The organism is Bacillus sp. AFS029533, from assembly GCF_002585125.1.
Taxonomy (GTDB): Bacteria; Bacillota; Bacilli; order Bacillales; family Bacillaceae_G; genus Gottfriedia; species Gottfriedia luciferensis_B.
The window spans coordinates 1-26,020 of sequence record NZ_NUQC01000006.1; the positions used below are offsets into that span (position 1 = coordinate 1).

The 26,020-nt window shown below is 33.6% G+C and carries 26 protein-coding genes and 1 riboswitch; of the genes, 23 read left to right on the top strand and 3 right to left on the bottom strand.

Translation table 11 applies throughout. The features are described 5' to 3' along the window. Positions 1-534: 534 nt before the first annotated feature. The 20 genes from COE53_RS03055 to COE53_RS03150 all read left to right on the top strand — a co-directional run bounded on the left by COE53_RS03055 (position 535) and on the right by COE53_RS03150 (position 20,358). On the top strand, positions 535-960 hold the full coding sequence (locus tag COE53_RS03055; RefSeq protein ID WP_069034966.1) for a DMT family transporter: 426 nt from the start codon (positions 535-537) through the stop codon (positions 958-960). Positions 961-988: 28 nt separating this feature from the next. Further along, on the top strand, positions 989-1,687 hold the full coding sequence (locus tag COE53_RS03060; RefSeq protein ID WP_091023356.1) for a Crp/Fnr family transcriptional regulator: 699 nt from the start codon (positions 989-991) through the stop codon (positions 1,685-1,687). A 42-nt stretch (positions 1,688-1,729) separates the two neighbouring features. Beyond that, the gene (locus COE53_RS03065; protein WP_069034964.1) at positions 1,730-2,212 is read left to right on the top strand and encodes a DMT family transporter; all 483 of its coding nucleotides are present in this window, start codon (positions 1,730-1,732) and stop codon (positions 2,210-2,212) included. A 28-nt stretch (positions 2,213-2,240) separates the two neighbouring features. Further along, positions 2,241-2,960: a YjjG family noncanonical pyrimidine nucleotidase gene (locus tag COE53_RS03070; protein ID WP_091023358.1), complete on the top strand. Its 720-nt coding sequence runs from the start codon at positions 2,241-2,243 to the stop codon at positions 2,958-2,960. A gap of 244 nt (positions 2,961-3,204) precedes the next feature. Further along, a complete protein-coding gene (locus tag COE53_RS03075) occupies positions 3,205-5,202 on the top strand; it encodes an IucA/IucC family protein (protein WP_180242383.1) in 1,998 nt (665 codons plus the stop codon). Further along, positions 5,199-7,292: an IucA/IucC family protein gene (locus COE53_RS03080; protein WP_098947445.1), complete on the top strand. Its 2,094-nt coding sequence runs from the start codon at positions 5,199-5,201 to the stop codon at positions 7,290-7,292. The genes COE53_RS03075 and COE53_RS03080 overlap by 4 nt, the downstream gene beginning before the upstream one ends. Positions 7,293-7,309: 17 nt before the next feature. After that, entirely contained in the window at positions 7,310-8,539 is a 1,230-nt protein-coding gene (locus COE53_RS03085; protein WP_091023367.1) for an MFS transporter, read from the top strand. Positions 8,540-8,566: 27 nt separating this feature from the next. After that, entirely contained in the window at positions 8,567-9,811 is a 1,245-nt protein-coding gene (locus COE53_RS03090; protein WP_098947446.1) for a type III PLP-dependent enzyme, read from the top strand. 173 nt (positions 9,812-9,984) lie between these two features. Then, positions 9,985-11,481 carry an FTR1 family iron permease gene (locus COE53_RS03095; protein WP_091023371.1) on the top strand — a complete coding sequence of 499 codons (1,497 nt, stop codon included), beginning with the start codon at positions 9,985-9,987 and terminating at the stop codon, positions 11,479-11,481. Beyond that, the gene (locus tag COE53_RS03100; protein WP_098947448.1) at positions 11,471-11,845 is read left to right on the top strand and encodes a hypothetical protein; all 375 of its coding nucleotides are present in this window, start codon (positions 11,471-11,473) and stop codon (positions 11,843-11,845) included. The genes COE53_RS03095 and COE53_RS03100 overlap by 11 nt, the downstream gene beginning before the upstream one ends. 223 nt (positions 11,846-12,068) lie before the next feature. Next, a complete protein-coding gene (locus tag COE53_RS03105) occupies positions 12,069-12,299 on the top strand; it encodes a FeoA family protein (protein ID WP_069034958.1) in 231 nt (76 codons plus the stop codon). Next, positions 12,293-14,293, top strand: coding sequence for a ferrous iron transport protein B (feoB, locus tag COE53_RS03110; protein WP_098947450.1), 2,001 nt, complete (start codon positions 12,293-12,295; stop codon positions 14,291-14,293). The genes COE53_RS03105 and feoB overlap by 7 nt, the downstream gene beginning before the upstream one ends. Before the next feature lie 18 nt (positions 14,294-14,311). Then, positions 14,312-14,464: a FeoB-associated Cys-rich membrane protein gene (locus COE53_RS03115; RefSeq protein WP_025568315.1), complete on the top strand. Its 153-nt coding sequence runs from the start codon at positions 14,312-14,314 to the stop codon at positions 14,462-14,464. Between the two features lie 105 nt (positions 14,465-14,569). After that, positions 14,570-14,680: riboswitch (TPP riboswitch) on the top strand. Positions 14,681-14,815: 135 nt separating this feature from the next. Further along, positions 14,816-15,622: a bifunctional hydroxymethylpyrimidine kinase/phosphomethylpyrimidine kinase gene (gene thiD / locus COE53_RS03120; protein ID WP_025568314.1), complete on the top strand. Its 807-nt coding sequence runs from the start codon at positions 14,816-14,818 to the stop codon at positions 15,620-15,622. Next, positions 15,615-16,853, top strand: a complete 1,239-nt coding sequence (gene cytX, locus COE53_RS03125; RefSeq protein ID WP_098947451.1) for a putative hydroxymethylpyrimidine transporter CytX — start codon at positions 15,615-15,617, stop codon at positions 16,851-16,853. The genes thiD and cytX overlap by 8 nt, the downstream gene beginning before the upstream one ends. Next, positions 16,837-17,649, top strand: coding sequence for a hydroxyethylthiazole kinase (gene thiM / locus COE53_RS03130; RefSeq protein ID WP_098947453.1), 813 nt, complete (start codon positions 16,837-16,839; stop codon positions 17,647-17,649). Before cytX ends, thiM begins: the two co-directional genes overlap by 17 nt. Continuing rightward, positions 17,640-18,275: a thiamine phosphate synthase gene (gene thiE / locus COE53_RS03135; protein ID WP_098947455.1), complete on the top strand. Its 636-nt coding sequence runs from the start codon at positions 17,640-17,642 to the stop codon at positions 18,273-18,275. The genes thiM and thiE overlap by 10 nt, the downstream gene beginning before the upstream one ends. 321 nt (positions 18,276-18,596) lie before the next feature. After that, on the top strand, positions 18,597-19,211 hold the full coding sequence (locus COE53_RS03140; RefSeq protein ID WP_098947456.1) for a VC0807 family protein: 615 nt from the start codon (positions 18,597-18,599) through the stop codon (positions 19,209-19,211). Positions 19,212-19,234: 23 nt separating this feature from the next. Next, positions 19,235-19,741, top strand: a complete 507-nt coding sequence (locus tag COE53_RS03145; RefSeq protein ID WP_098947458.1) for a GNAT family N-acetyltransferase — start codon at positions 19,235-19,237, stop codon at positions 19,739-19,741. A 26-nt stretch (positions 19,742-19,767) separates the two neighbouring features. Further along, entirely contained in the window at positions 19,768-20,358 is a 591-nt protein-coding gene (locus COE53_RS03150) for a TetR/AcrR family transcriptional regulator (RefSeq protein ID WP_180242384.1), read from the top strand. Positions 20,359-20,440: 82 nt separating this feature from the next. Here the strand turns inward: COE53_RS03150 and COE53_RS03155 are convergent, their stop codons facing one another. From COE53_RS03155 to COE53_RS03165, 3 genes are all read right to left on the bottom strand, one after another. Then, positions 20,441-21,637: a hypothetical protein gene (locus COE53_RS03155; RefSeq protein WP_098947461.1), complete on the bottom strand. Its 1,197-nt coding sequence runs from the start codon at positions 21,635-21,637 to the stop codon at positions 20,441-20,443. A 97-nt stretch (positions 21,638-21,734) separates the two neighbouring features. Beyond that, positions 21,735-22,475 carry a YiiX/YebB-like N1pC/P60 family cysteine hydrolase gene (locus COE53_RS03160; RefSeq protein ID WP_025568306.1) on the bottom strand — a complete coding sequence of 247 codons (741 nt, stop codon included), beginning with the start codon at positions 22,473-22,475 and terminating at the stop codon, positions 21,735-21,737. A gap of 274 nt (positions 22,476-22,749) precedes the next feature. After that, positions 22,750-23,022: a hypothetical protein gene (locus tag COE53_RS03165; RefSeq protein WP_091023383.1), complete on the bottom strand. Its 273-nt coding sequence runs from the start codon at positions 23,020-23,022 to the stop codon at positions 22,750-22,752. Between the two features lie 255 nt (positions 23,023-23,277). On the opposite strand from COE53_RS03165, the gene COE53_RS03170 reads away from it, so the two are divergent. From COE53_RS03170 to COE53_RS03180, 3 genes are read left to right on the top strand one after another with little or no spacing between them, the layout of a single operon-like run. After that, positions 23,278-24,423 (top strand): acyl-CoA dehydrogenase family protein, encoded by a 1,146-nt coding sequence (locus COE53_RS03170; RefSeq protein WP_091023384.1) that lies wholly within the window; start codon positions 23,278-23,280, stop codon positions 24,421-24,423. 11 nt (positions 24,424-24,434) lie between these two features. Beyond that, complete coding sequence (locus COE53_RS03175) at positions 24,435-25,775, top strand: acetyl-CoA carboxylase biotin carboxylase subunit (RefSeq protein ID WP_025568304.1); 1,341 nt, start codon at positions 24,435-24,437, stop codon at positions 25,773-25,775. Positions 25,776-25,786: 11 nt separating this feature from the next. Next, positions 25,787-26,008, top strand: coding sequence for an acetyl-CoA carboxylase biotin carboxyl carrier protein subunit (locus COE53_RS03180; RefSeq protein ID WP_025568303.1), 222 nt, complete (start codon positions 25,787-25,789; stop codon positions 26,006-26,008). The last annotated feature ends 12 nt before the right edge of the window (positions 26,009-26,020 follow it).

A 26,020-nucleotide genomic window follows, 5' to 3' on the forward strand; every position in this document is an offset into this window, starting at 1 on the left:
TTTTTTAGTCTACATGCATTCTTAATTTTATTTGCAGATGTGCTATTTTTATTTGCGATTCCAGAAATATAATTGCAGATTTGATCATTTTAATTGCGATTATCGAAAAATATTTGCAGTTCCTCAAATAATTGCAGACTAAGGGGATTTAATTGCGAATCAATATACTTTATTTGCAGTTTTTTCACTATATCAGATTTTAATTTCTTCTTATAGTATCCGACTTCATCTATTTAGTAACAAAATATCCACAAAACTAGAAGATTTCCCAAAAAATGCATCATCAATTTATCCACTAATAGTTACAATTCTCCACATTTTTATATGAGGTTTTCCACATAATAGCAGAATATCCACAGAAATCTCACACTCCCAAAACTATATCTACAAACTATCCACAGAAATTTATATAATCTAAAAAGTTTTTCACAATTGCAAAGATCGTTCAATTTTCCTTTAGGACATATGTCCTTCCCAAACAACCTTCCAATATCGTTTAATAATGAAGAAATCAATATGTCAGGAGTGAAAAATATGAAAGGAATTTTATTAGCAATTATCGGCGGAGCATTCATTACACTACAGGGAGTTGCCAATTCTCAAATAAGTAGTGATATAGGTACTTGGCAAGCAGCTACAATTACACAGTTTACAGGTTTTATTGTAGCTTTATTCGTACTACTATTAATAAAAGATAAAAAATTAGCTGAAGTTAAGAAAGTGAATCCAATTTATTTATTAAGTGGGGCACTTGGAGCATTTGTTATATTTTGTAATGTGACCTCAATTCATATTATTGGTGTGACATTTTCAATTTCTGTACTTTTAATCGCACAGCTAAGTTTAACATTTATCATTGATAGTAGAGGCTGGTTCGGAGTCAAAAAGCTTACTATTAGTCCGTCACAATTTATTGGAATCGGTATGATGATAATCGGTGTGATTGTGTTAGGGTCTTAAAAGTAAATTTACAGGAGGTGAAGTTAACTTGAAAATCACTAGTGATATTGAACAAATTAATCGTTTTTTAGCTGAACATAATATTGAAGCAGTCTTTAATGAGGATTTAAAAGCTCATTTAACTCTTAAACGATTCATGCAAGGAGAACTTATTTGTTCTCAAGGAGACTCACCAAAAACTTTGTTTATTTTAGTAAAAGGGAAAATCAAAGTTTATACTTCTTCAGCGGAGGGTAAAACGTTAATTCTATCATTTAAAACGCCTCTTGAAATAATTGGAGATATTGAATATGTAAGAGGCTCTAACTATATAAATACGGTTCAAGCCATATCTGCGGTTGAGATGATTGCTGTAGATTATCGTTGGTTAAAAAAAATTGGTAAAGACTATGCACCGTTTCTTCAATTTTTATTAGAAATCATAACGGAAAAGTTTCTTATTAAGTCGAATTCAATGAGCTTTAATTTAATGTATCCAGTAGAAGTTCGACTAGCAAGTTACTTATTATCGGTTTCATACCATGAAGCGAATTCTTTACAAAACGATAATATAAATCCGATCAATCTTAAAGACGCAGCAAATCTAATCGGAACGAGTTATCGACATGTTAATCGAGTTATTCAACAGTTCTGTAAAGATGACCTAGTAGAGCGAAAAAATGGGAGTATCCTTATTAAAGATCGAGCCGGTTTGAGTATTCTTGCAAGGAATAATATATACGAATGATAATTTTAGGACTCATACAGAATTTTTTTGGAGGTGTAATTTATGCTTTATGGATTAATATTATCTTTAATAGCAGGATCACTAATTGGTTTACAAAACATATTCAATAGTAAAGTTAATGAACGGGCAGGAATATGGGTGACAACTACATTTGTATTAGGAATGGGCTTTTTAGCCTCTTTCGGAATGGGGCTTTTATTTGAAGGTAAGGAATTATTTGTTTTGCATAATATGAAAAATTGGTATTGGATTAGCGGAATAGTCGGTGTAGGTGTTGTTTTCTGCTTAACGAATAGTACTAAAATTCTTGGACCAACTTATGCGATATCAATTGTTCTCACATCTCAATTATTGTTTGCAATGTTATTTGATTCTATGGGATGGCTAGGTCTTGAGAAAGTTCCGTTTTCTTCTAAGCATCTAATTGGTGTTTTGCTTATTATAAGTGGTATATTAATTTTTAAATTAAGCGGAATAAGTATGAAACGTATTAAGCTAGTTAAAAATCAATCTAGTAAAATATGAATTAAATAAATAGAGATGGGGAAATGTTATGAAAACATACAAAACATTATTATTAGATGTAGACGATACATTATTAGATTTTGGTGCAGCAGAAAAAGTAGCATTACAGTCTCTATTTAAAGATCAAAAATTACCATTAACGGATGAAGTTAAGTCAAGGTACAAAGAAATAAACCATGGACTTTGGAAGTCATTTGAAGAATGTAAAATAAGTCGAGATGATGTGGTGAACACACGTTTTTCAACCTTATTTAAAGAGTTTGGTATTGAAGTTGACGGTTTTCTGCTGGAACAGTCTTACCAAAGTTATTTAGGAGAGGGAAATCAATTAGTTGAAGGTGCGTATGAATTACTTACAAGTCTTCAGCATGAATTCGAGTTATATATTGTCACGAACGGAGTTTCAAAGACACAATATAAACGTTTGAATGCGGCGGGTATTTATCCTTTCTTTAAAGACATTTTCGTTTCTGAGGATACTGGTTATCAAAAACCAATGAAAGAATACTTTCAATATGTATTTGATCGAATTCCAAATATTGAATTAGAAAAGACATTGATTATTGGAGACTCATTTAGCGCGGATATAATTGGTGGGGCAGGGTCAGGAATCGATACTTGCTGGGTCAATCCAAAAATGCATTCAAATGACTCAGATGTAGTTCCAACTTATGAAATCCAAAAACTAGATGAACTTTATAAGATATTAAATATTGAAGAGAAGGTATTAGTTACATCTTCTAACTAATACCTCTTAAAAACAAAGTTTTCACTCAATTGTATAGTTGATTTTTGAACGTTTTCTACACACTAAAAGCGAAAAGTTATATACTTTTTGCTTTTTTATTTTTTATAAATTAGAAAATATTGGAATAAAAAATATTGACACTGATAATCATTATCACTTAATATGATAATGTGTTTTGTGTTGATAATAATTATCATTATCATTTTCTTGAATTTAAATGAAAATCATTAGAGGATGTGTAGAAATGATTAATATTCAGAACAAAGATGAACTAACAAATTATGATCATTTAGATCAGGAAGAGTTAAAAACTTTGAACTATCTTAAAAGTGAAAAACCTGAATTATTGGTAGGTTATCTTTCTAATGTGAAAGCCGGAAGAAGAGGAATTTTTCAACGTCTTTTACAAGCGTTTATAAGAGAAAAGTTGATACCAGAAGAAAGAATTAATTGGATAAATGGTGAAGTGTCAAAAATTAACGTAAATCTACCTAGTGGAAGACTTCTGCAAGTTTCTGTTGGCAAATTACACTCACTTGGAAGATTCGATCTAACTGGTGATGTAAGTGTAATTGACAATTCATTATCTAACGAACTAATGCATCCTGTTGAACTGATTGAGTTATTAAAGAATGAAGGTATGTTGGAGAAAGCAACTACAGAGCAGTATGAACGATTTAAGCACGAAATTCAAAATGGTGTAGCTAATCTAACGTTGGCTCTAACGGGTGCTACAATCAATCATCAAGAATTAGCGGAAAAGGCAAAACAATTTTCGATAGATTCTTCAATAGAATGGGCTCTACATCAAAAGAAACAGGACAAAAAATTTAGTCCACTTGCATTTTTTGAACAATGTGTAGTTGAAGGGCATCCTTTACATCCTGGAGCAAAAACAAAGTTTGGCCTTAGTGTCGAAGAGGTAATTCAATACTCACCGGAATGGGGTGGCAAACCAGAAGTAGTCGTTATTGCAGTATCAAAAGACTTTTGTCGAACGACATCCATTGATGAAACTACAATTACAAATTGGTTATTTAAAGAGTATGAAAATTTACAACCTGTTGTTGAAGCGGTTTTACATAATAAAGGCTTACAGCTTAGTGATTTTGAATTGATACCGGTACATCCATGGCAATTTGAAAATACATTAAATGCATTTTATGAAAAAGAGATTATGCAAGGAAAAATAATTCCAATCAGTGATTTTGTTATTCCAACTCAATCATTAGTGTCATTTCGATCTTTAGCTCCGATTCAAAATTTAGGAGAGAAAAAACATCATATAAAAACGGCAGTTAACGTGCAAACAACAAGTGCTATTCGTACTGTATCACCTAATTCTGTCGTAAATGGTCCGATACTTTCAAAAATATTTAAAGCAATCCAAGAAAAGGAATATGGATTTGATGGGAGATTTATTGTGCTAGAAGAACGAGCGGGAATTCATTTTAAGCCCGAAAGTATAAATATTTCTGAGGAAGAGCAATGGAAACTTCAAGCAAATTTAGCATCTATTTTAAGAGAAAATCCCGAAAACTATGTTCTATTTGAGGATGAAATTCCAATGGCTGCAGCATCATTAATTTCAAAATCTCCAATAAGTAAAAAGCCAATTGTGATCGAGTTAATTGAAAAATTAGCTATTGTAAATCATTTAGATGATCTGAACGAGGCTGCTAAACTATTTATTCGTAAATATGCAAGAACGTCGTTACCTGGCTTTTTAACAATGATGGTACGTTATGGAATTAGCTTGGAAGGTCATATGCAAAATAGTGTTACGGTCTTTAGAGAAGGTGAGCTAGTACGCATTTTAGTGAGAGATTTTGGTGGAATTCGAATACTTCCGTCAAGAATGTGGAAACAAGGATTTGAAGCAGAATTTTATCCTGGTTCATCAATTGTTACTGATGAGGAAAGCCAGTTACATAATATCATATCGTATTCAGTTATGCAGAATCATTTTGCTGAGTTAATAACTTGTATAGTTCGTACATTAGAATTCGATGAAGTAGAGCTATGGGAAGAAATTGTTAACGTTAGTAGAGAGATATTCAAGGAATTAAAAAAGGACCCCTCGATTAATGTACAAGCAGCTTCGGATGAAAAAGCATTTTTTCAACCATTGATTAACCTAAAGGCTTTAGCAACGATGCGACTACAAGGAGATAGTACTGCTTATTCATTTATGAAAGTTCCAAATCCAATGAAGTACTGGAAAGGAGAAGTCGGAGAATGAGTACAAGTCTAACCAAAGTATTATTAGAAAAAGGTTTTTTATATGAATCATTTGAAAAACTACGTAACGGAGAACTTTTGGCAGATGAAGCAGAGAATCTTACTTTTTTAGTAGGTCATACGCCAAATCTAATTCCAAATTATATGGTAAACCTGGAAAAAGGAAGACGTGGTATTTTAAACCGGCTCGTCGGTTCAATGTTAAGAGAAAACATACTTAATTTTTCTACAAACTCACATGATTTATATGTTATTGATTCGATCTATGCATTAAATGTACCAGCTATCACAAGCTTTTGGAGAATGGTTATTCAACAGGTACAATCTTATAACCTACAATCAGGCAAAACTTATAAACTATATACTCTTAATGAGCATGAATGTTTGGTTATTCCGGTAAGTCGTACTTATGCGTTTAATCGAATTGAGGTCGACGGTGAAATATTATTTGTTACTGAGAAGGAAGTAAGACCAATAAATCACTCGGTTGAACTGTTGGAAATTGTTCATCACAAAAATGAGTTCCAATACGAAGGTGAAAAGTTTGCTTGGGAGCAGCTTGCTAAGGAACTAATTAATGGGAGTGCAAATCTTGCATTATCCTATGCGTATTGGGATCAAAAGAAAAAAGAGCTTCAAAAGAGAGCTTCAGAATTTAAGATTACGAATGTTTTAGACTGGGTACTGTTACAGAAAAAATTAGATTCAGCATTTGACAGTAGCTTATTTTTTGAACAGCTTTCGGTTGAAGGGCATAATCTTCATCCAGGTACAAAGACGAAAGTCGATATGAAAGCTGAAGATGTTTTTCAATATGCACCTGAGTTTGGTGGAGTGGCTACAATTCAATTTGTCGGCATTTTAAAAGATCGTGTTGAATGGTGTGTGAAAGATGAATTTGAAGAGGATGCAAATAAACTACTATTTAAGGTTTACCCTGAATTAAGAAAAGTAGTTGAGCAACAATTTCAGCTACAAGGCCATCGTATAGAAGAATATGTCATCGTTCCAGTGCATCCATGGCAACTAGAAAACGCTATTCCTGTAGTTTATAAGCAAGAATTGAATGAACAGACTATTGTTCCAATCCGATCATTTCACGTTCCTTGTGGATCAACATCTTCTTTCCGAACTGTTGTACCACTTGGGAGCCAGGAGTGCATGAACTATGCAATTAAAGTTGCGGTTAATAGTCAAATGACCTCAACTGTTCGTACAATTTCTGCAAATACAACAAATAATTCTACAATTTTTACTAGATTAATAAAGTCCATTATGGAAAATGAACAAGTGTTAAGAAAACAGTTTGTACCAGTTTATGAGGTTGCTGGTTACAATTTCAAAAAAGAAAATGATAAGCAAAAAAATAGTAATTTATCTGCAGTATTACGCGAAAATATTGAGTCATTTACTTACAATGATGAAGTTGCAATTGTCGGAAGTTCACTATTTTCAGAATCACCAATTTCAGAAAAGACCATCGTCTCGGAATTAATTGACCAATATGCTAAAGCTACAAATGAATCCTCAATTAGACAGGCTGCTTATCAATTTGTTTCAGAATATGCAAATATTGCGTTACCTGGATTTTTGACACTATTAGTTAAATATGGCATCGGTTTAGAGGGACATTTGCAAAATAGTGTGATGGTATTTAAGAACGGTCAACCTGTCCGAATGCTATTCCGTGATTGGGGTGGTCTACGAATTTATAAAGAAAGGCTTAAGAAAAACAATTTACATGTAGAGCTTTATCCCGGTTCGATAACGGCGACAGATGATTTGAAAGAAGTGCACAATAAATTGTTTTATACAGTATTTCAAAACCATTTAGGAGAGTTAATTTTACAAGTTTGTAAGGAGTTCGGTCTTAATGAGAGTGACCTTTGGCAAGAAATTCATCAAATCTGTAATCGAGTTTTTGACAAATTAAAGGCAGACCCGACGTTGACAGAAAATGTGGCATGTGACCGCGAAGCTCTTTATCAAATGAAGGTTGAGCACAAGGCACTTACAAAAATGCGACTAGATCCTACAAAGAAAGGATATTCTTACGCAATAGTACCAAATCCTCTTCATGAATTTAAGTAAAAGGGAACGAATTTCAAATGGCACAAATTGAAGTACAGAATAAAAAGAATTCGCGTTTTGCTTTTCAATCAAAGTCCTTCAATACTTTTATGGCGGGAAGCTTAATTTCAAGAGTTGGAGATTGGATGGATTTAGTTGCATTAAATTGGGCTGTCTTGCAATTTACAAATTCTCCAATTCATTTAGGCATTATGAACGCTTGTAGATTAGTTCCAACATTTTTATTAAGTGTTCCAGCGGGAATCATGGCTGATAGGTTAGATCGTCGTAAATTGTTAATATGGCTTCAAGTAGGAATGATGCTGTTAACATTTGTGATAGGATTTCTTGTTGCAAAAGGTCCAGCATTTTGGCTGTTTGCACTAATTGTGACGATACGGTCGATGCTTGCAGCTATGGATCCACCAATTCGAAATGCGCTAATACCAAACCTTGTACCAGAAAGTTCAATGGCGAGCGCTCTTGCGGTTAATACAATGATTATTAATCTATCGCGAATTATTGGGCCTGCAATTGCTGGTATCTTGTTAGGAATTACAAATATAGCAAATTTATTTTATATAAATGCATGGGGTACATTTGCTGTCTTAATCTCTTTAGCTATTATTCGGGCAGACTACCAATCGATTAAATATAAAGATAAAGATAAAGATGCAAAAATAACAATAAAAGAAGCTGTCGATTTCGTAAAGAAGAAGCCATCAGTTCAGTCCTTGCTTATATTAGCAATTGTTCCAATGGTATTTGGTTTCCCATATACGACAATGACGCCACTGTTTGCTAAAGAGTTATTGCATCTCGGTCCTGAAGGATTTGGTGTTTTATTATCGATTTCTTCCATTGGTGCAATAATTGGGACAAGCTGGTTATCCGTTGGAAAAGAGATTATTGAAACGGGTAAATGGCTAATTTATTCAATTATTGGATTCGGTCTATCACTGCTATTATTTATTGGCACAAATAATTATCTAGTTGCAGGTTTGGCAATGTTCCTAGTTGGTTTAACGAGTCAAACATATAGAACGTTAAGTCGAATTACTCTACAAAAGCAAGTTCCAGATCATCTCCGGGGAAGAATTATGAGTATAGCTTTAATGGATCGAGGATTTATTCCACTAGGTGCACTATTAATTGGAGCAATGGCATCAAGTTTGGGAATTCTTTGGGCGGGAAGTGTAATGGGGCTTGGCTGCATCTTAACCACTTTAATGATTGTGTTGAAAAGAAGAGAAATCTTAAAAGTATAACTTTATTATTCTTAGGAGTGTATGAAAATGATCGCAAAAATTGTGCAAACACAAAGTCAGGAGCAAGATCGTCCATTTTGTGCATATCTATATGACCTAACAAAATTACGAAATCATGTAAATTCATTAATGACAACTCTTCCTTCAAGCTGTCGATTATTTTATGCAATAAAAGCAAATTCAGATGAAATGATTCTTAAAGCATTGGCACCAATTGTGAATGGTTTTGAAGTAGCCTCGTTAGGAGAAATTGAAAAGGTAAGAAATATTGATCGTACTATACCAATTCTATTTGGCGGCCCTGGTAAAACACATCATGAAATTGAAATGGCAATAGAGTATGGAGTAACCTTGCTTCATGTTGAAAGCTTACATGAAATAAAACTCGTTAATTATATAGCAATGCAAAAAAAAGTCTCCGTTTCAATATTATTACGAGTTAATTTACGTCACTCTGTACCGTCAGCTAAATTAAAAATGGCTGGAGTGCCAACACAATTTGGTATTGATGAGACAGAAATAGATATGGCAATTTCCTTAATAGAAGGATTACCCAACTTAGAATTACAAGGTTTCCATTTCCATGCCATGTCGAATAATACTGATTCAAAATCGCATGCTTCTTTTGTAGATCATTGCTATGAATTGACAAAAAAGTGGAGTAGCAAGTGGGAGTTAGACATTAAATACGTAAATGTTGGTGGAGGAATTGGTATTAATTACTTACAGTTAGATAAGCAATTTGATTGGGAAGATTTTACGGAACAATTGGAAAAAGTACTTGAAAAACATAATGACAAAAGTTGGAATACTTTATTTGAGTGCGGTCGGTATATTACTTCTTCCTGTGGCTATTACGCAGCGGAAGTTCTAGACATTAAACAAAATCACGGTGAGTATTTTTGTATTCTACGAGGTGGAAGTCATCATTTAAGACTTCCTGCAGCTTGGAAGCAAAGCCATCCATTTACCGTCATCCCAGTAGAAAAGTGGCCATATTCTTTTGAAAGACCTGAAGTTATCGATGAAAAGATTACAGTAGCAGGAGAACTTTGTACACCAAATGACGTATTAGCTAGAGAAGTCATCATTTCTAAATTACGGGTAGGAGACATTTTGTTATTTAGCTATGCGGGAGCGTATGGCTGGGCGATCTCACATCATAATTTTCTAAGTCATCCACATCCAGAACGAATTTATTTAGACCGTGATTCTTTAATTAAACAGTATGGCTTTGTAAATGAAGGAATGTCTTTTGAGGCGAAAACTTAAAAAATTGATTATCGACTGAACTGGGGAACTTTTCCTCAGTTTTTTTTATTTAGTCGAATGTTGATATACACATTAGAAATAATTAATAAAAATATAATTGACTATTACTTGAAATACCCTTATTATCAAGAGGTGATAATGATTATCATTTATATTTAAGGGGAAATTCAACGATGAAGCAGGCTCTTATTAAAATAACTTTAACAGCTTTACTATTATTAGTTTTACCGTTTAAAACCTTTGCTGCAAGCCCTGAAGAGGATTTAACACATGCAAATTCTTTTGTAGAAAGTGCAATTCAATCTGCACAAAAAGGAGATTTTAAATCTGCTGAGCAGGAATATAAAAAATTCAACGACGAGTGGCTTGATAAAGAGGATGGAATAAAAAATAAATCGATTGAAGCATATGGCAAAATCGAGGAAGCTATGGGAATGGTTCAGTATAACCTAGCACAAAAAACAGTGAATCAAAATGCACTAGTAACTGCACTTAAAGAATTAGAAGAGGTAAATGAAAAGTTTATTTCTCATCAGTTTGCTAGTTCAAAATTAAATTCAAAAAGTACAGGTAGTGTAGAAGATTTAATTGAAATATTAAACAAAGCATTAGCAGATTTAAAAGATAATAATGTATCAGAAGCAACTTCGGAGATTGATCAATTTAGAAAATCTTGGATCAATATTGAAGGTGTTGTATTAACACAATCTCAAACAGTTTACACGGATGCTGAAAGAGATATGGTTACGTCCTATGCAATGCTTACTGCTAAAACACCAGATGTAAAAGCGGCTACAAAAACAATTACTGATATGCGTGATTATTTATTACCGTTAGCATCTAAAACTAGTTATACAATGATTGATGCTATTACAATCTTACTTAGAGAAGGTTTAGAAGCATTACTAGTAGTAGTTGCATTACTAGGATTTATTAAAAAGTCTGGACAAGAAAAGAAAAGTAAGTGGATCTGGTTTGGCGTTGGTGCTGGATTAGGCGTCAGCATCATACTAGGTGTCATTGTAAATATTTTATTTTCAGCAGGTACTTTTGGAAGTAACAACTTCTTAATCGCTGGCTGGACTGGAGTATTTGCTGCTGTCATGCTTTTATATATGAGTTATTGGTTACATAGCAAATCTAATACAAAGCAATGGCAACAGTATATTAAAACTAAGAGTGATCGAGCATTAAATACTGGTAGCTTATTATCGTTATCAATTCTTGCGTTTTTAGCAGTTTTTCGTGAAGGAACTGAAACTGTATTATTCTTTATTGGAATGGCATCATCAATTAAACTGTCTTCATTATTAATAGGAATTGGTTTAGGCTTCGCAATTTTAGCAATACTAAGCTTCTTAATCTTAAAGGTTGGACTGAAAATTCCAATGAGACCGTTTTTCCTTGTCTCAAGTATATTAATGTTCTATTTATGCTTTAAATTTGCCGGCATGGGTATTCATGGTTTACAACTTTCTGGATTACTTCCAGCGACCCAAGCTCCTATTCCAACAATTGATTTCTTTGCGATCTATTCAACTTGGGAGAGCTTTATACCTCAAATGATCTTGTTATTAATAGCTTGTATTGCCGTAATATATAATAGATTCTCAAATAAAAACAATAAAAAAAGTAGTAAAAACTCAGGGGGAACTAAAAATGTTATCTAATAAAAAACTAGTCGCAGCAATGGCATTAGGACTATCTTTAACTTTATCTGCATGTGGAACGAAAACAGACGATGCAATTGAAACTGGTTCTGATGATATGATCAAAACGATTTCAGAATTAAAAACACAAATTTCAAATAATGATGAAGCAAAGGCAAAAGATAGCGGAGAAGCCCTTGAAAAATCATGGGAAAAATTCGAAGACTCAGTAAAAGATAAAGACAAATCACTTTATGAAAAAGTTGAAACGCCACTTCATATTATTGAAGCAGGAGTAAAGGTATCTCCATTGAATGCAGATACACTTAACCAAGCTGGTGACGAATTAGAAAGCGTATTAAAAGAAGTTAAAGACTTAAAATAATAAAGAATTAATTAATCATTGTTTTCAAAAAAGCCTACATAGAATTTTCTTTGTGGGTTTTTTCTTGTTTTTTTTGCTCGGTTTTGGAATTTTTTTCTTAGGTAAACCTTTTCATAAAAGCAGGTAGACAATTAACTAGTATTGACTTAAGATAAAGATATTGATAAAGATTATCATTATTGATTGTTTATATATAATAAGTTTTGATCCGGGGGAATCACTTATGCTACTTTCAGAATTAAAAAAAGGCGAAAAAGCAAAAATAACAGATTTGTCATCACTAGCTGATGCAGTGAAGAGACGTCTTTTAGATTTAGGGATAAGTGAAGGGTCTATGGTCTGCCTACAATGTACAATGCCATTTAAGGGACCTTGTATGATAGAAAATTGTGGACAATCACTTGGTATTCGATTTCTAGATGCATCGGGGATAAAGGTAGAAAAAATATGTTAAATATAGCGCTTATTGGAAATCCAAATACAGGAAAAACTTCTCTATTTAATAATTTAACAGGTACATACCAATACGTAGGAAATTGGAGTGGGGTTACCGTTGAAAAAAAGGTAGGGACTATTAAAAATAAACTTGGAAATTTAATTGATTTACCAGGTATCTATTCTCTAAGCCCTCTTTCAAAAGATGAGGCCGTTGTTTCACATTTTTTTGTAAATGAAACATTTGATGGAATGATTAATATTGTTGACGCTGCTCAATTAGAGAGAAATTTAATGCTTACACTTCAACTTCTAGAGTTTAATAAATCAATGATTATTGGTCTAAATATGGTCGATGTTGCTAAAAGGAGAGGAATTTCAGTTGATCCTTCTAGTATCTCAAAGATATTACAAGTACCAGTTATTCCAATTGATGCTAGATCGGGTAAGGGAACAAACGAGGTAAATGAATTATTAGAGACAATTCCTCAATCTGAAGTTGAGTTTGAAATTGATTATGGATTAATTATTGAAGAAGGTATTAAAAATATTATGACTCTATTACCTTCAAATTTATCTATTCCTAAAAGATGGACTGCAATACAAATCTTAGAGGGCAATAAAGAGGTAATAGAATTTATAGCTTCATCCTACGATTTTAGTAAAATTGACCAAGTAATTAAAACAACAGAGGAACAATTAAACAGTGAACAAGGTGTCTCACCTTCAAAATGGATTTATTCTGTAAGAAAAGAAGTCATTTCAAATTTAATTGGTAGATCCGTGGAGAAAGAATCTAATGAAGCAGTTACGTTAACTGATCGAATTGATCGATTTGTGACACACCCAATTTTGGGTATTCCTATTTTCCTAGTGACAATGTTTTTAATGTTTAAGCTTACTTTTGATTGGTTGGGCTTACCCTTATCTGACGCATTAGATGGGTTTTTATCTGGACCTATAACAGACTGGCTAACAAACGGCTTAAATGCAATACATGCATCTGGTTTTATAAAAGCAGTTGTTCTTGATGGTATTGTTGCCGGTGTTGGTGGAGTTTTAGTCTTTGTTCCACAAATTTTTATTTTGTTTTTACTAATATCATTCCTTGAAGATTTTGGATATATGTCGCGAGCGGCTTTAGTAATGGATCGTTCGATGGAAATGGTTGGTTTAACCGGAAAGGCATTTATTCCAATGATTATTGGATTTGGTTGTAATGTACCTGGAGTTATGGCAGCTAGAACGATTGAACAGCCTAGAGAGAGACTACTCACGATTTTGTTAACACCATTAATGTCTTGTTCGGCGCGTTTGCCGGTATATGCACTATTCGTTGGCGCTTTTTTTGCGAAAAATCAAGCAATAGTTGTTTTTTCACTGTATATACTCGGAATAGTAGTTGCATTAATACTAGCTAAGGTCTTTTCATCTACTATATTAAAAGGTGAGTTTTCATTATTTGTTGTAGAACTCCCACCATACCGTATGCCACAAGGTAAAGCTTTGTTTAGAAGCACATGGGATAAAGGTAAAGGATTTATTCGAAAAGCAGGTACGTTTATTTTTGGTGGTTCTGTAGTAATCTGGTTATTATCTTATATGGGACCAAGTGGTTTAGGTGTTTCAATGGATGATAGCTTTTTAGCAATGATTGGCGGAATACTTACACCAATACTTGCACCGTTAGGGTTCGGGACATGGCAAGCAGGAGCTTCTTTACTGACAGGATTTTTGGCTAAAGAGGTAGTTGTATCTGCCATGAATATTATCTATCACGTGCCAAATGCAAATTCTTTACAAGGAATATTGTCGACACAGTTTTCTGCGCTTTCAGCATTTAGCTTTATGGTATTTGTCTTATTGTATGTACCATGTCTTGCAACTGTTGCGACAATTCGTAAAGAAACAGGTTCAGCTAAATGGACGTATTTCTCAGTTGGATATGCACTAGTGATTGCGTATATCTTAGCGCTAATTATCTATCAGGTTGGAAGTCTATTAGGCTACTAAAGAAAGGGGTATCTACTTATGATTGTCAATATTATAATAGGAGCTCTTATTTTTGGATATGCAGGTTGGACACTTTTACGATATATAAAGAAAACAAAAAAAGGTAAATGTGGTTCTTGTTCAATCGCAAAAACTTGTAGTTCAAATTGTGATACAAATTATTCAAAATAGAAGTATAACGTTAACTAAAAAGATAAAATTTAAAGTAATCTGTCTAAATACTTGAATAAAGTAGAAGGATTAATTAAGATGATAAAGTAATTAACTTTAATAATTGAATAGTACTAGGGGTGCCGTAAATGTTCGGCTGAGATTAAGACACATAAGTCTTTGACCCTTTAACCTGATCTGGATAATGCCAGCGTAGGAAAGTGAACGGTAGAATACATATTTTGTATTCATAACATTGATTTGTTCGAGCACAAGTCCTTATGGGATTTGTGCTTTTTTGTATTTAAAATCAAGTTTCATCTTCTATCTGTAAGATCAAAGAGTTCTATTCATGAAATAGGGGGAAGAGAATTGAAGAAAGTATTAACGATAGCAGGTTCTGATTCAAGTGGTGGTGCAGGTATTCAAGCTGATTTAAAGACATTTTCAGCTCATCGTGTTTTTGGAATGAGTGTAATTACAGCAGTAACTGCTCAAAATACGCAAGGAGTGTTTGCAGTACAAGATATGACACCAGAGATTATTGCTAGTCAGTTAGATGCAATTTTTACTGATATTGAAGTAGATGCTGTAAAAATTGGAATGGTATCTCAAATAGAGACGATTAAAGTCATTGCTGAGAAATTAAAGCAATATAAACCAAAGCAAGTCGTGGTTGATCCAGTTATGGTTTCAAAAAGCGGATTTGACTTATTAAGTCCTGATGCAAAGGAAGCTTTAATTAAAGAATTGATTCCGTTAGCAACGGTTATTACGCCAAATCTTCCTGAAGCAGAAGTTATTACTGGAAGAAAAATTACAACCATTGAAGAGATGAAAGAAGCTGCTGCTCAAATTCATTCATTAGGTGCTAAAAACGTCCTTGTAAAGGGTGGTCATCTAGAAGGTGAAGCTACTGATATTTGTTTTAATGGTGAGGAGTTTACAAGCTTTAATAGCGCTAGAATTAATACAATTAATACTCACGGTACAGGTTGTACTTTATCTTCAGCTATTACATCTAATTTAGCAAATGAACTTGAATTAAATGAGGCAATTAGAGAGGCGAAAAACTATATAACATTAGCAATCCAACATTCTTTTTCGATCGGAAAAGGTGTAGGTCCTGTACATCATTTCTACTCATTGTATGAAAAGGCAGGAGTACAACATGTCTAATCAAAATGCAAAAATGACGAAGTGGAACTTTACAACACTTTGGTTTGGAGCAGCAGTTTCTGTAGCAGAAATTATGACGGGTGCACTAGTAGCACCACTAGGTTTTAAAAAAGGTATGACGGCCATTTTAGTAGGGCATTTACTTGGAACATTATTGCTTATCTTAGGTGGGGTCATTGGTTCTCAGCAAAGATTATCGGCCATGGAATCTACAAAAATTTCATTTGGTAGTTATGGTAGCTATTTGTTTTCGCTTTTAAATGTTTTACAGTTACTAGGCTGGACAGCAATTATGATTTTAACAGGAGCTCGCTCAATCAATTTAGTTACAATAAAAGATTACGGGTTTGACCACCTATGGGTTTGGTGTTTAGTAATCGGAGTATTAATAGCAATCTGGTTGTACTTTGGACAAAATGCTTCAAAAAAACTAAATAGTTTAGCTGTTTGTTTATTGTTTGTTTTAACAATTGTACTTTGTTTTGTCATTTTTAAAAGCGATAAAATCTTAACACAACCAAGCACTTCTGGATTATCTTTTGGTGAAGCCGTTGAATTATCAGTGATTATGCCATTATCGTGGATTCCATTAATTAGTGATTATACTCGATTTGCAAAGACAACAAAGGATGGTGCAATCGGTAGTTTTATAGGCTATATGTTTGGTAGCTCTTGGATGTATATTATTGGGCTTGGCGCAGCATTAGCATTTAATCAAGTAGACCCGGTTGCTGTTTTAATGAGTGCAAATCTAGGATTATTTGCAGTTGGTATTGTCGTCTTAGCGACTGTTACAACGACTTTCATGGATGCTTACTCTGCAGGAATATCAGTTACAACCATTTTTCCAAAGCTAAATGGAAAACATATTGCCCTTATCGTTACAGCTATTGGAACGTTATTGGCCGTTATTTTCCCTATTGAGAAGTATGAAGGATTTTTATATACAATTGGTTCATTTTTTGCGCCGTTATATGCAATTTTATTAACGGACTATTTTATTCTAAAAAGAACAAGTATAAGTAAATCGTTGAAGATTGATTGGATCGCGTTTATTACATGGATTTTAGGCGTTTTTATTTATCGTAAATTCGTACAATTAGACTTCTTCCTTGGAGCTACTGTTCCAAGTATGATTTTAATTTGTGTCATTTATATTGTTGTTCAATTTGTTATTAATAAGCTTGTTCGAAAGCAAATCGGGGGAGAAAAAAATGTTAACTATGAATGAAATAAGTCAAATTCTTGAAAGCGTAAAAGAGAAAAAGCCTTTAGTTCATCACATTACAAATTATGTAACTGTAAATGACTGTGCAAATATGGTGTTAGCTCTAGGTGGATCACCAGTAATGGCAGATGATTTAGCCGAAGTAGAAGAAATGGTATCTTTTGCATCAGCTCTTGTTATTAATATTGGAACACTAAATGAAAGAACAATTCAATCAATGATTAAAGCTGGTAAAAAAGCTAATCAATTAGGCGTACCAGTTATATTAGATCCCGTTGGAGTAGGGGCAACAACTCTACGTACAGAAACGACTGCTAAATTATTGAAAGAAGTACGTTTTGCCGTAGTTCGTGGAAATATGTCAGAAATTAAAATGATTGCTGGCTTAAATGTACAAATTAAAGGTGTTGATTCTGTAGCTGGTGAAGAAGACGGTGTTGAAATAGCAAAATCTCTTTCAGCGAAATTAGGCTCAGTAGTTGCAATTACAGGTGCGGTAGATATTATTGCAGAACAAGACCGAGTATGTACCATTTCAAATGGAGATAAAATGCTAGCTGATGTAACTGGAACTGGATGTATGAGTACATCATTAATTGGAACTTATGCTGGTGCAACGACTGATTATTTCCTAGCAGCTGTTTCCGGTATTACTACAATGGGCCTATGTGGAGAGCTTGCTAAAGCTCGCCTATCTGAAGGGCAAGGAATTGGTACATTTAAAGTGAACTTATTTGATGAGGTATCCAAAGCTTCTGTTGATACACTTCTAACAGGAGGAAAAATCGAATGGCTATAACAAAAAGTAAAATAGATTATAAGCTTTATTTAGTAACGGATCGAGATGTATTAGGATCAAGGGATTTAGTTCAATCTGTTGAGGAAGCAATTAAAGGTGGAACAACAATTGTACAAATAAGAGAAAAAAATTGTAGTAGTCTAGATTTTTACAAAATTGCTATGCAAGTAAAAGAAGTAACTTCAAAATATAATGTACCATTGATTATTAATGACCGTTTAGATATCGCTTTGGCGATAAAGGCTGATGGATTGCATATCGGTCAAGAAGACTTACCTTTAACTGTGGCTAGAAAGATTGTTGGAGAAGATATGATTATTGGTGTATCTGCATCAACATTAGAAGAAGCAATGATTGCACAGGAACAAGGTGCGGATTATGTTGGAATTGGTTCAGTGTATCCGACGAGTACAAAACTAGATGCAAAATATTTAGCGCCAGATGAGTTGCGAAGAATACGTGAGGCAATAAAAATTCCAATCGTGGGGATCGGCGGTATTAATGAAAAAAATGTTTCAGAATTAATGGAAACAAATATTGATGGGGTTGCAATTGTTTCTGCAATTTTAGGGAAAGAAGATATTAGATCGGCGGCTGAACATTTGAGTATGCTGGTTAATAAATAATAAATTACTGGGGTTGTCTATTACATCGTTATTTGATGGATAGGCGCCCTTTTTTATTTATCCATATTTATAAAAATTAAATGTGTCCATAGCCTATTTTCAAAAAAAGACTTATTTTCATTAACATACCGACAGTCGGTACATAATATAATTTTATAGAAACACAAACCGTCAGTCGGTCTTTAAATTCAGATAGCTCATTTAGAATGGAGGTATCGAAGTTTGCTATTACGTAGGTATTTGTCACCTTTATATTTGTCACTCCTCTAATCTCACTCAAACAAACTCTCTATTTAAAAAATAAATCAAAGGGATGATTATATGTCTAAAAGTATGTATGTCATTTTCACATTAGTAATTAACGGTATTTTACCTTGGGTTATTTATGTAGTGTTATCAGACTATATGAGCAGGCTTTTAGCTCTCTCGATCGCAATGCTACTTCCATTAGTAGATAATGCAGTTCATCTGTGGAAGTATAAGAAACTTGATGTTTTTGGTGGATTAATGCTTTTTACCATTGTTCTGACACTTTTATTAGTTTTCCTAGGTGGTAGTGAAAAGATTTTACTTGTAAGAGAATCATTAATAACTGCTTCAGTCGGAATAATCTTTTTAGTTTCGCTCTTATTTAAACGCCCTTTAATATTCTACTTAGGAATGCGATTTATTCAAAACAATCGTTTCGCAGAAAACTGGAGTATAAGATATTTTCGTTTTGTTATGCGATTAATGACTTTTGTCTGGGGAATTACGCTACTAGCAGAAGCAATCGTTCGAGTAATTATGGTTTATAATCTATCAACTGAAAGATATCTATTTTTCTCAAATTATGTTCTTTATGGATTTATTGGTGCTGCAATTTTATGGAATATTATTTATCGAAGAAAGTCAGCAACAAGGCTTCAAGAAATTAAATCACAGTTAACAAAGTAATCTATAAAAGGAGTGCAGTAGAGATGGAAATTATTCCTATTCAAAAGGCACATCAAAAAAGTGTCTTAAGCCTTTATAAAACTGTCACGAAGCATTTGCTTAGTATGAATAATGATCAGTGGAATTTACTTTATCCGAATGTATTCGTTATTCAAAGTGATTTAAGTAATCATAATTTATACGGTATAGTAGAAAATCACGTCATTATTGGAGCTGTAGTACTCGACGAAAACCAGAGTGAAAAGTATAAACAAATAGATTGGAATGACAAAAATGGAAACCCTGTCTGTATACAGAGACTTGCTGTAAGTCCCGATTACCAAGGAAGAGGAATTGGAAAATTACTATTAAATTATGTGGAACATTTGGCAATACAAAGAGGCTATACAAGCATTAGATTAGATGTTTATTCTGCTAATGAAGGGGCAGTAGGGATGTATACCAAATATGGTTACGTCAAAAAGGGAGAAATCGAATTTCCTTTACGCAAATACCCCTACTACTGTATGGAAAAGCAATTAAATAGATAACAATGGATTTACCACAGGAGGTAAACATGAAAGAAAATCCACAGCTAAATTCAAGTTTTCAATTGATATTATCAGCTACAGAACAGCTCATCGAGGAAAAGGGCTGTAGACAAACAACAATGCAAGATATTATTGATCGAACAGGACTTTCTAAAGGGGCCATTTATCATTATGTTACTGGAAAAGATGAACTGTTTGGATTGATATTGAAAGCCCGCACTGAACAAATAAATACAAAGTTTTTTGAAATTGTTTCGAAAGAAGAAACAGTAGGGATTAATGACCCACTCAATGTAATTGCAAACGGCGTAGCGAAACATTCGACAGAGCAAGATGTAACGAATAAAATTTTCATTTACTTACTAGGTCGCATGGATAATCAAAAGGTTGAAGAAATCTTAAAAGATGTATATTCACATAGTTTAGCGATATCAACAAAATGGATCGAAGTAGGGCAAGAGGAAGGTGCAATTCCTTTAGTAGTTAATGCAGAAAAAATGGCTTCTATATTTCTGACATTTATGTATGGTTTGCGTGTTCAAAGTACTGTAAATAAGGACAGTTCTAATTTAAATATGGGGGATATATATCAAGTTATGTTCCGTTCTTTGCAGTAGCCAATAATGTAAATAGTGTCCTAAATTATTGGGTTTAAGCTAGAATTAAAAAAGGGACCAACGTAGGCCCTTTTGTTTTTCATTATTTACTTAACATCATGAAACCATAGGAGTAAATAGATTTTCCTCTCTTTTGCACTTGGTTCATAACCTCTTTTATACCAGTGATTTCTTGTTGGGATTCTTGTTTCCCTGTTAGAAGACTGTATACATCTATTGTGTACTTTTCGCTTTTTGGATTAAATCTAAAATAATAAACATGATCATCTTGGAAGTAAACTTGCTCGTTATAACCAACTTTAGTTTTATCAGCATCAACAAATGAGAATTTTTTTTGAATTTGTTCTGTTTTTGTATTAAATGTATAAACATCACCTAGACCATCAACGAAATATAACTCATCCTTGTAGAGGTATGCAGATTGCCTAACATTAAATACGATCGTTTCAATTATGTCGTCCACTCCCGCATAATGTACAAGTGGAAAGATATCTTGTTTTTTTGTTTGTTTATGTACCCTTATTAAAAGGTCGTCTTTATTATGGTCATCTGTTGTAGCGCCCATAATAAAATAAAAATAATTTTGATCAGCTAACACTTCCGATTCTGCAGCTACTTCATTAGGAGTTTCAATCTTAGCTAGATCCTTTACATCAAATTTATTATCGAGGGTTACTTCTTTTAACACAAACACTTTTGGCTTAGTTTGATCGTTCGCCAAAACGTATACATTGTCTCCTACAACGCCAGAAGACACAAGGTAATTAGGTATGGTACCTGTTTTAAATCCATTTTCATTTCCATAGCGAACATCAGAATCATATCCGCCTTTTTTATTAAATCCCGTATTATAAATGCTAAAGAATAAATCTTTACCTGGTAAATAACCGGAGCGCTCTCCCGTATACTGACTTTTCTTTAAATGAAAATCCTCATACTTCCCACCTAAAAGTTGTATTCGATTTTTATCCTCTATAAAGACTTGATTCGTACTTTTAGTGATATTCCCTAACTCTAAACCTTCCATTTTAATACTGTTCGCTTGCCCTTTCTCATCAACGAACATCGCATAACTCATACCATCATCATTTGAATCTTGATCAGCAGTAGTTGAAAAGTAAATTACAGCTCGTTTATCTTTTAAGAAATCAATATTTGTCATTTCATCTTCTTTTACTGAAACCTTTTCACTTGGGTCCCATGCGTACACATAAAAACTATATCCTCCACTTAAAATGAGTGCCACTATTAGGGTTGATAGTATAATTTTTAATTTCATAATTCCTCCAACAGATATTAGTAATAAATGGGAATAGCGAATATGTTAAATATTCGCTATTCCCATACTTACACCTTTTTATCCTATGTATAATATCTTATAATGTTTTAACTTTAGTAGTATCCTTTGCATCACGTACATCTCTCGGATATACTCCAAGTCCTTTATCTACGTCAAGGTCTAAACCTGCTTTTTCTTTAAAAGCAGACCAAACTAATTTAGAGCAGTTTTTTGCTCCACTAGTGCTTGTTTGACGGTTTGTAGCAAAATTGTAAGAATAATCTTCTCCTAATTCACCGTATGCCCAGTTAGCTGCAGCATCTCTTTTAGCCTGTGTAGTATTAACTGACTTAATAACAGCTCCTGTATCTACCTTTCTAGAACTAGATGAAATCGTACGTACTCCTTTGTCTGGAATAGACTCTACAATTGTAGTAGTTGTATAGTACATTCCAACATGACCATGATTTAAGTATGCCGTTTGTGAATCTGTATAATAGAAATTTCCTTTAGTACTTGAGCCAATTATAACCGTACCACCGGAACCTCCTAGTGGTTTAATAACATTTGATCGCTCCTTACTAGCTTTTGCTTTATCAGCGGATAATTCTTTTTTCATTTGTGCTAGTACATCGTCTACTGACATATGTTGAGTTCTAGCAACCTCTTTTGCATCTTTCAAAATTTGAGTAGTAGTTAAGCCTTTTTCAAATTTAGAAACTTCTGAAACTAAAGCATCTGTTTTTGAAAGTTTTATTGCTGCTGCAAAAGTAGGATTTTGAACACCTAAAGCTAGTAACGCTCCAATTGATATTCCTAAAACATTCTTCATTTTCATTCTATCACCTCGTAGATGTTGTTTCTTAATTAAGAACAAGGGGTCATTCTCATTAAGAACATTTTCTATTATAATTAGTATTTTTTAATAAAACTACCATTTTATTCTAATAAAGTAATATTTTACCATTTTTAATTTTCGCTATTATGTATTAAGAATTGGTTAAAAAGTAGTAGTAAATGAAAGATACTTTTCATTTATAGTAAAAATAAACCGTTTTTAATAGATTCGTATCAGTTTTTTTAATTGATTTAAACAATATTAGAGCAACTTGCTATTTTTCCATTTGAAAAATCAACAGTTGTGCCATTTTTAGTGTGTAATACCTTAACTGGTATGGGTAACTTTTCATCTTAATTGCAGTTTTAACGAATTTAATTGTAGTTTTGGTGTGTTTAATTGCAGATATCGTTATTTTAATTGCAGATTTGACATTTTTATTTGCAGCTCTCCTTTTATTTGCACTGATGAACTGCTTATTTGCAGCTCTCTGAGATTTATTTGCACTAACTGTCTTCTTATTTGCACTCCCCCAAGACTTATTCACAGCCCACCGTTCAATAGAAATTCAGACTACATCCCCACAATCCTCCCACTTTTCCTAACATTTCCTTTCTTGTCTCAATTTGTCGAACATAGATTAAAGGAAAATGGTAGAAAATATCGAATATTATCAATTGTAAGACTAAAATATTTATTTCTTATACACGAAATATGAGACTCCACTGCTATGTGCTGCAGTTGGAGACATTCTTACGTTTTTTAAAACGTACCTAAATATTAAAAGGAGAGTGACTAACACATGGATTTTTTATTATCTAAAGAACAGCAAATGATTCAAGAAATGGTACGAGATTTCGCAGCGAAGGAAATTGAGCCTTTTGCAGAGGAACTTGATCGTGATAGCAAATTCCCAATTGAAACGTTCAAAAAAATGGGTGAATTAGGTTTATTAGGAATTCCGTTCCCTGAAGAGTATGGCGGTAGCGGTGGCGATACAATTAGTTATGCGTTAGCTGTAGAGGAAATAGGACGTGCATGTGGAGGAACAGGTTTAAGTTTTGCTGCAACTTGTTCATTAGGTGCTTCTCCAATTTACTATTTTGGTACAGAGGAACAAAAGCAAAAATACTTAGTTCCAATGGCACAAGGAAAAACGCTTGGAGCTTTCGGTTTAACTGAGCCAAATGCGGGTTCTGATGCTGGTGGGACACAAACAAAAGCAGTATTAGACGGTGATGAGTATGTGATTACTGGTGAAAAATGCTGGATTACAAATGCTCAGTATTCTAACACAATTATCGTAACTGCTTATACTTCTATTGATGAAAAAGGAAAGAAAAATATTTGTGCGTTTATCGTACCAACTGATTCAGAAGGATTAACAATTACAGATCCTTACGACAAGATGGGTGTCCGTGCTTCTAATACGACACAAATTGTATTAGATGGCGTACGTGTTCCAAAAGAAAATATTCTTGGCAATCCTGATAAAGGTTTTGGCCAATTCTTATATACATTAGATGGTGGTAGAATTTCAATTGCAGCACTTGCTGTAGGAATTGCACAAAAGGCTTTTGATAAAGCATTAGTATATGCAAAAGAACGTAAACAATTTAAACAACCTTTATCTAGTTTCCAAGCTATTCAATTTAAATTAGCTGATATGGCTATGGGAATTGAGTTAGCAAGAAATATGGTACACAAAGCTGCATGGTTAAAAGACAATGGAAAACCGTTTACGAAAGAAGCGGCATTCGCTAAGTTATACGCATCTGAAATCGCTTCCAAAATTGCGAATGAATCATTACAAATTCATGGTGGATATGGCTACATGAAAGAGTATGGCATTGAACGTTTAGTGCGTGATGCTAAGTTACTTGAAATTGGTGAAGGTACATCAGAAATTCAACGTATGGTAATTGCACGTCAATTAGGATGCCGATAAGGAGAGAGAATATGATCAAAATACTTATTGCAAACCGCGGGGAAATCGCATGTAGAATTATCGAAACATGTAAAAAGCTTCGTTATCAAACTGTGGCAGTTTACTCAGATGCTGATAAAGAAAGTTTGCATGTTAAGTTAAGTGATGAAGCTTTTTCTTTAAAAGGGAATCATACAAAAGATACGTATTTAAACGCTGATTTAATTATAAAAATTGCAAAAGAAAATAATGTAACAGCCATTCATCCAGGATATGGCTTCTTATCAGAAAATAGCGATTTTGCTAGAAAATGTAAAGAAGCCGGCATTTTATTTGTTGGTCCTAAGCCAGAGCATCTAGAGATGATGGGCGAAAAAATTAGAGCTAGACAAATAATGGAACAATTAAACATTCCATTAATTAAAGGAAATTCTCACCCAATTCAATCAGTTGAAGAAGCAAGAGAAATAGCAGAACAAATTGGCTATCCTGTTATGTTAAAAGCTTCTAGTGGTGGCGGCGGAATTGGTATGAAGTTAATCGAAAACGAAGCACAACTAGAAAAAGAATTTTTAACAACACAAACGAGAGCTCTTCAATTTTTTGCAAATGATGATGTATTCATTGAAAAAGCGATTATTAAACCGAGACATATTGAAGCACAAATCGCTGCTGATACTCATGGCAACGCTGTTTTCTTATTTGAAAGAGATTGTTCAATTCAAAGAAGAAACCAAAAAGTTGTTGAGGAAGCACCATCGCCATTCCTTTCTCCACAAGGTAGAAAGAAACTTGAAGAATATGCCCTCACAATTGCTAATCAAATGAAATATGTAAACGTGGGAACAATTGAATTTTTAGTTGATGAAAAAGAAAATATTTACTTCTTAGAAATGAATACTAGATTACAAGTTGAGCACGGTGTAACAGAAGGAATTACAGGAATTGATCTAGTTGAATGGCAGTTCCGTATCACATTTGGTGAAACACTTCCAATTCGCCCAACTCATGTAGAAATGAATGGTCACTCTATCGAAGTAAGGGTGTATGCTGAGGATCCTAAAACTTTCTTCCCATCGCCAGGAACAGTTCATCACTGTAACTTCCCAGAGGAGATTGGTGTACGTATTGATACACATCTTTATGATGGATGGGTTGTATCACCATTTTATGATCCACTATTAGCGAAAGTAATTGTTACGGCTAATACAAGAAAAGAAGCAGTAGTTCAACTGCACAATTATCTTAAAAAGGTAGAAATTGAAGGTATTAAAACAAATCTGCCGTTTTTGATTGATATTCTTTCAACGAATGCATTCCAAGAAGGCGACTATACAACAAGTTTTATTAGCGAATATCAAAAAGTGAAATGAGGTAATTAAAAATGGAAAACTTAACTGCAATGATGGCTGGAAGCGTATGGAAATGTCTTGTATCTGTAGGAGACGAAATTAGTAGTGATCAAGATTATGTAATCTTAGAATCTATGAAAATGGAAATTCCGCATGCTGCTCCTTATAAATGTAAAGTCGTAAATGTGTTCGTTAACGAAGGCGATTTTGTAAACGAGGGCGACTCTTTAATTCAAGTTGAAAAACTAGGTTAGGAGTTATTAGTG

Bases quoted from the DNA above. Each gene is read 5' to 3' on its own strand.
- COE53_RS03180 (WP_025568303.1), top strand. From the start codon at position 25,787: ATGGAAAACTTAACTGCAATGATGGCTGGAAGCGTATGGAAATGTCTT.
- COE53_RS03170 (WP_091023384.1), top strand. From the start codon at position 23,278: ATGGATTTTTTATTATCTAAAGAACAGCAAATGATTCAAGAAATGGTA.
- COE53_RS03140 (WP_098947456.1), top strand. From the start codon at position 18,597: ATGTCTAAAAGTATGTATGTCATTTTCACATTAGTAATTAACGGTATT.
- feoB (WP_098947450.1), top strand. From the start codon at position 12,293: ATGTTAAATATAGCGCTTATTGGAAATCCAAATACAGGAAAAACTTCT.
- COE53_RS03085 (WP_091023367.1), top strand. From the start codon at position 7,310: ATGGCACAAATTGAAGTACAGAATAAAAAGAATTCGCGTTTTGCTTTT.
- thiM (WP_098947453.1), top strand. From the start codon at position 16,837: ATGTTAACTATGAATGAAATAAGTCAAATTCTTGAAAGCGTAAAAGAG.
- COE53_RS03105 (WP_069034958.1), top strand. From the start codon at position 12,069: ATGCTACTTTCAGAATTAAAAAAAGGCGAAAAAGCAAAAATAACAGAT.
- COE53_RS03160 (WP_025568306.1), bottom strand. From the start codon at position 22,475: ATGAAAATGAAGAATGTTTTAGGAATATCAATTGGAGCGTTACTAGCT.
- COE53_RS03115 (WP_025568315.1), top strand. From the start codon at position 14,312: ATGATTGTCAATATTATAATAGGAGCTCTTATTTTTGGATATGCAGGT.
- COE53_RS03090 (WP_098947446.1), top strand. From the start codon at position 8,567: ATGATCGCAAAAATTGTGCAAACACAAAGTCAGGAGCAAGATCGTCCA.
- COE53_RS03080 (WP_098947445.1), top strand. From the start codon at position 5,199: ATGAGTACAAGTCTAACCAAAGTATTATTAGAAAAAGGTTTTTTATAT.
- cytX (WP_098947451.1), top strand. From the start codon at position 15,615: ATGTCTAATCAAAATGCAAAAATGACGAAGTGGAACTTTACAACACTT.
- COE53_RS03095 (WP_091023371.1), top strand. From the start codon at position 9,985: ATGAAGCAGGCTCTTATTAAAATAACTTTAACAGCTTTACTATTATTA.
- COE53_RS03065 (WP_069034964.1), top strand. From the start codon at position 1,730: ATGCTTTATGGATTAATATTATCTTTAATAGCAGGATCACTAATTGGT.
- COE53_RS03155 (WP_098947461.1), bottom strand. From the start codon at position 21,637: ATGAAATTAAAAATTATACTATCAACCCTAATAGTGGCACTCATTTTA.
- COE53_RS03175 (WP_025568304.1), top strand. From the start codon at position 24,435: ATGATCAAAATACTTATTGCAAACCGCGGGGAAATCGCATGTAGAATT.
- thiE (WP_098947455.1), top strand. From the start codon at position 17,640: ATGGCTATAACAAAAAGTAAAATAGATTATAAGCTTTATTTAGTAACG.
- COE53_RS03145 (WP_098947458.1), top strand. From the start codon at position 19,235: ATGGAAATTATTCCTATTCAAAAGGCACATCAAAAAAGTGTCTTAAGC.
- COE53_RS03075 (WP_180242383.1), top strand. From the start codon at position 3,205: ATGATTAATATTCAGAACAAAGATGAACTAACAAATTATGATCATTTA.
- COE53_RS03070 (WP_091023358.1), top strand. From the start codon at position 2,241: ATGAAAACATACAAAACATTATTATTAGATGTAGACGATACATTATTA.
- COE53_RS03055 (WP_069034966.1), top strand. From the start codon at position 535: ATGAAAGGAATTTTATTAGCAATTATCGGCGGAGCATTCATTACACTA.
- COE53_RS03100 (WP_098947448.1), top strand. From the start codon at position 11,471: ATGTTATCTAATAAAAAACTAGTCGCAGCAATGGCATTAGGACTATCT.
- COE53_RS03150 (WP_180242384.1), top strand. From the start codon at position 19,768: ATGAAAGAAAATCCACAGCTAAATTCAAGTTTTCAATTGATATTATCA.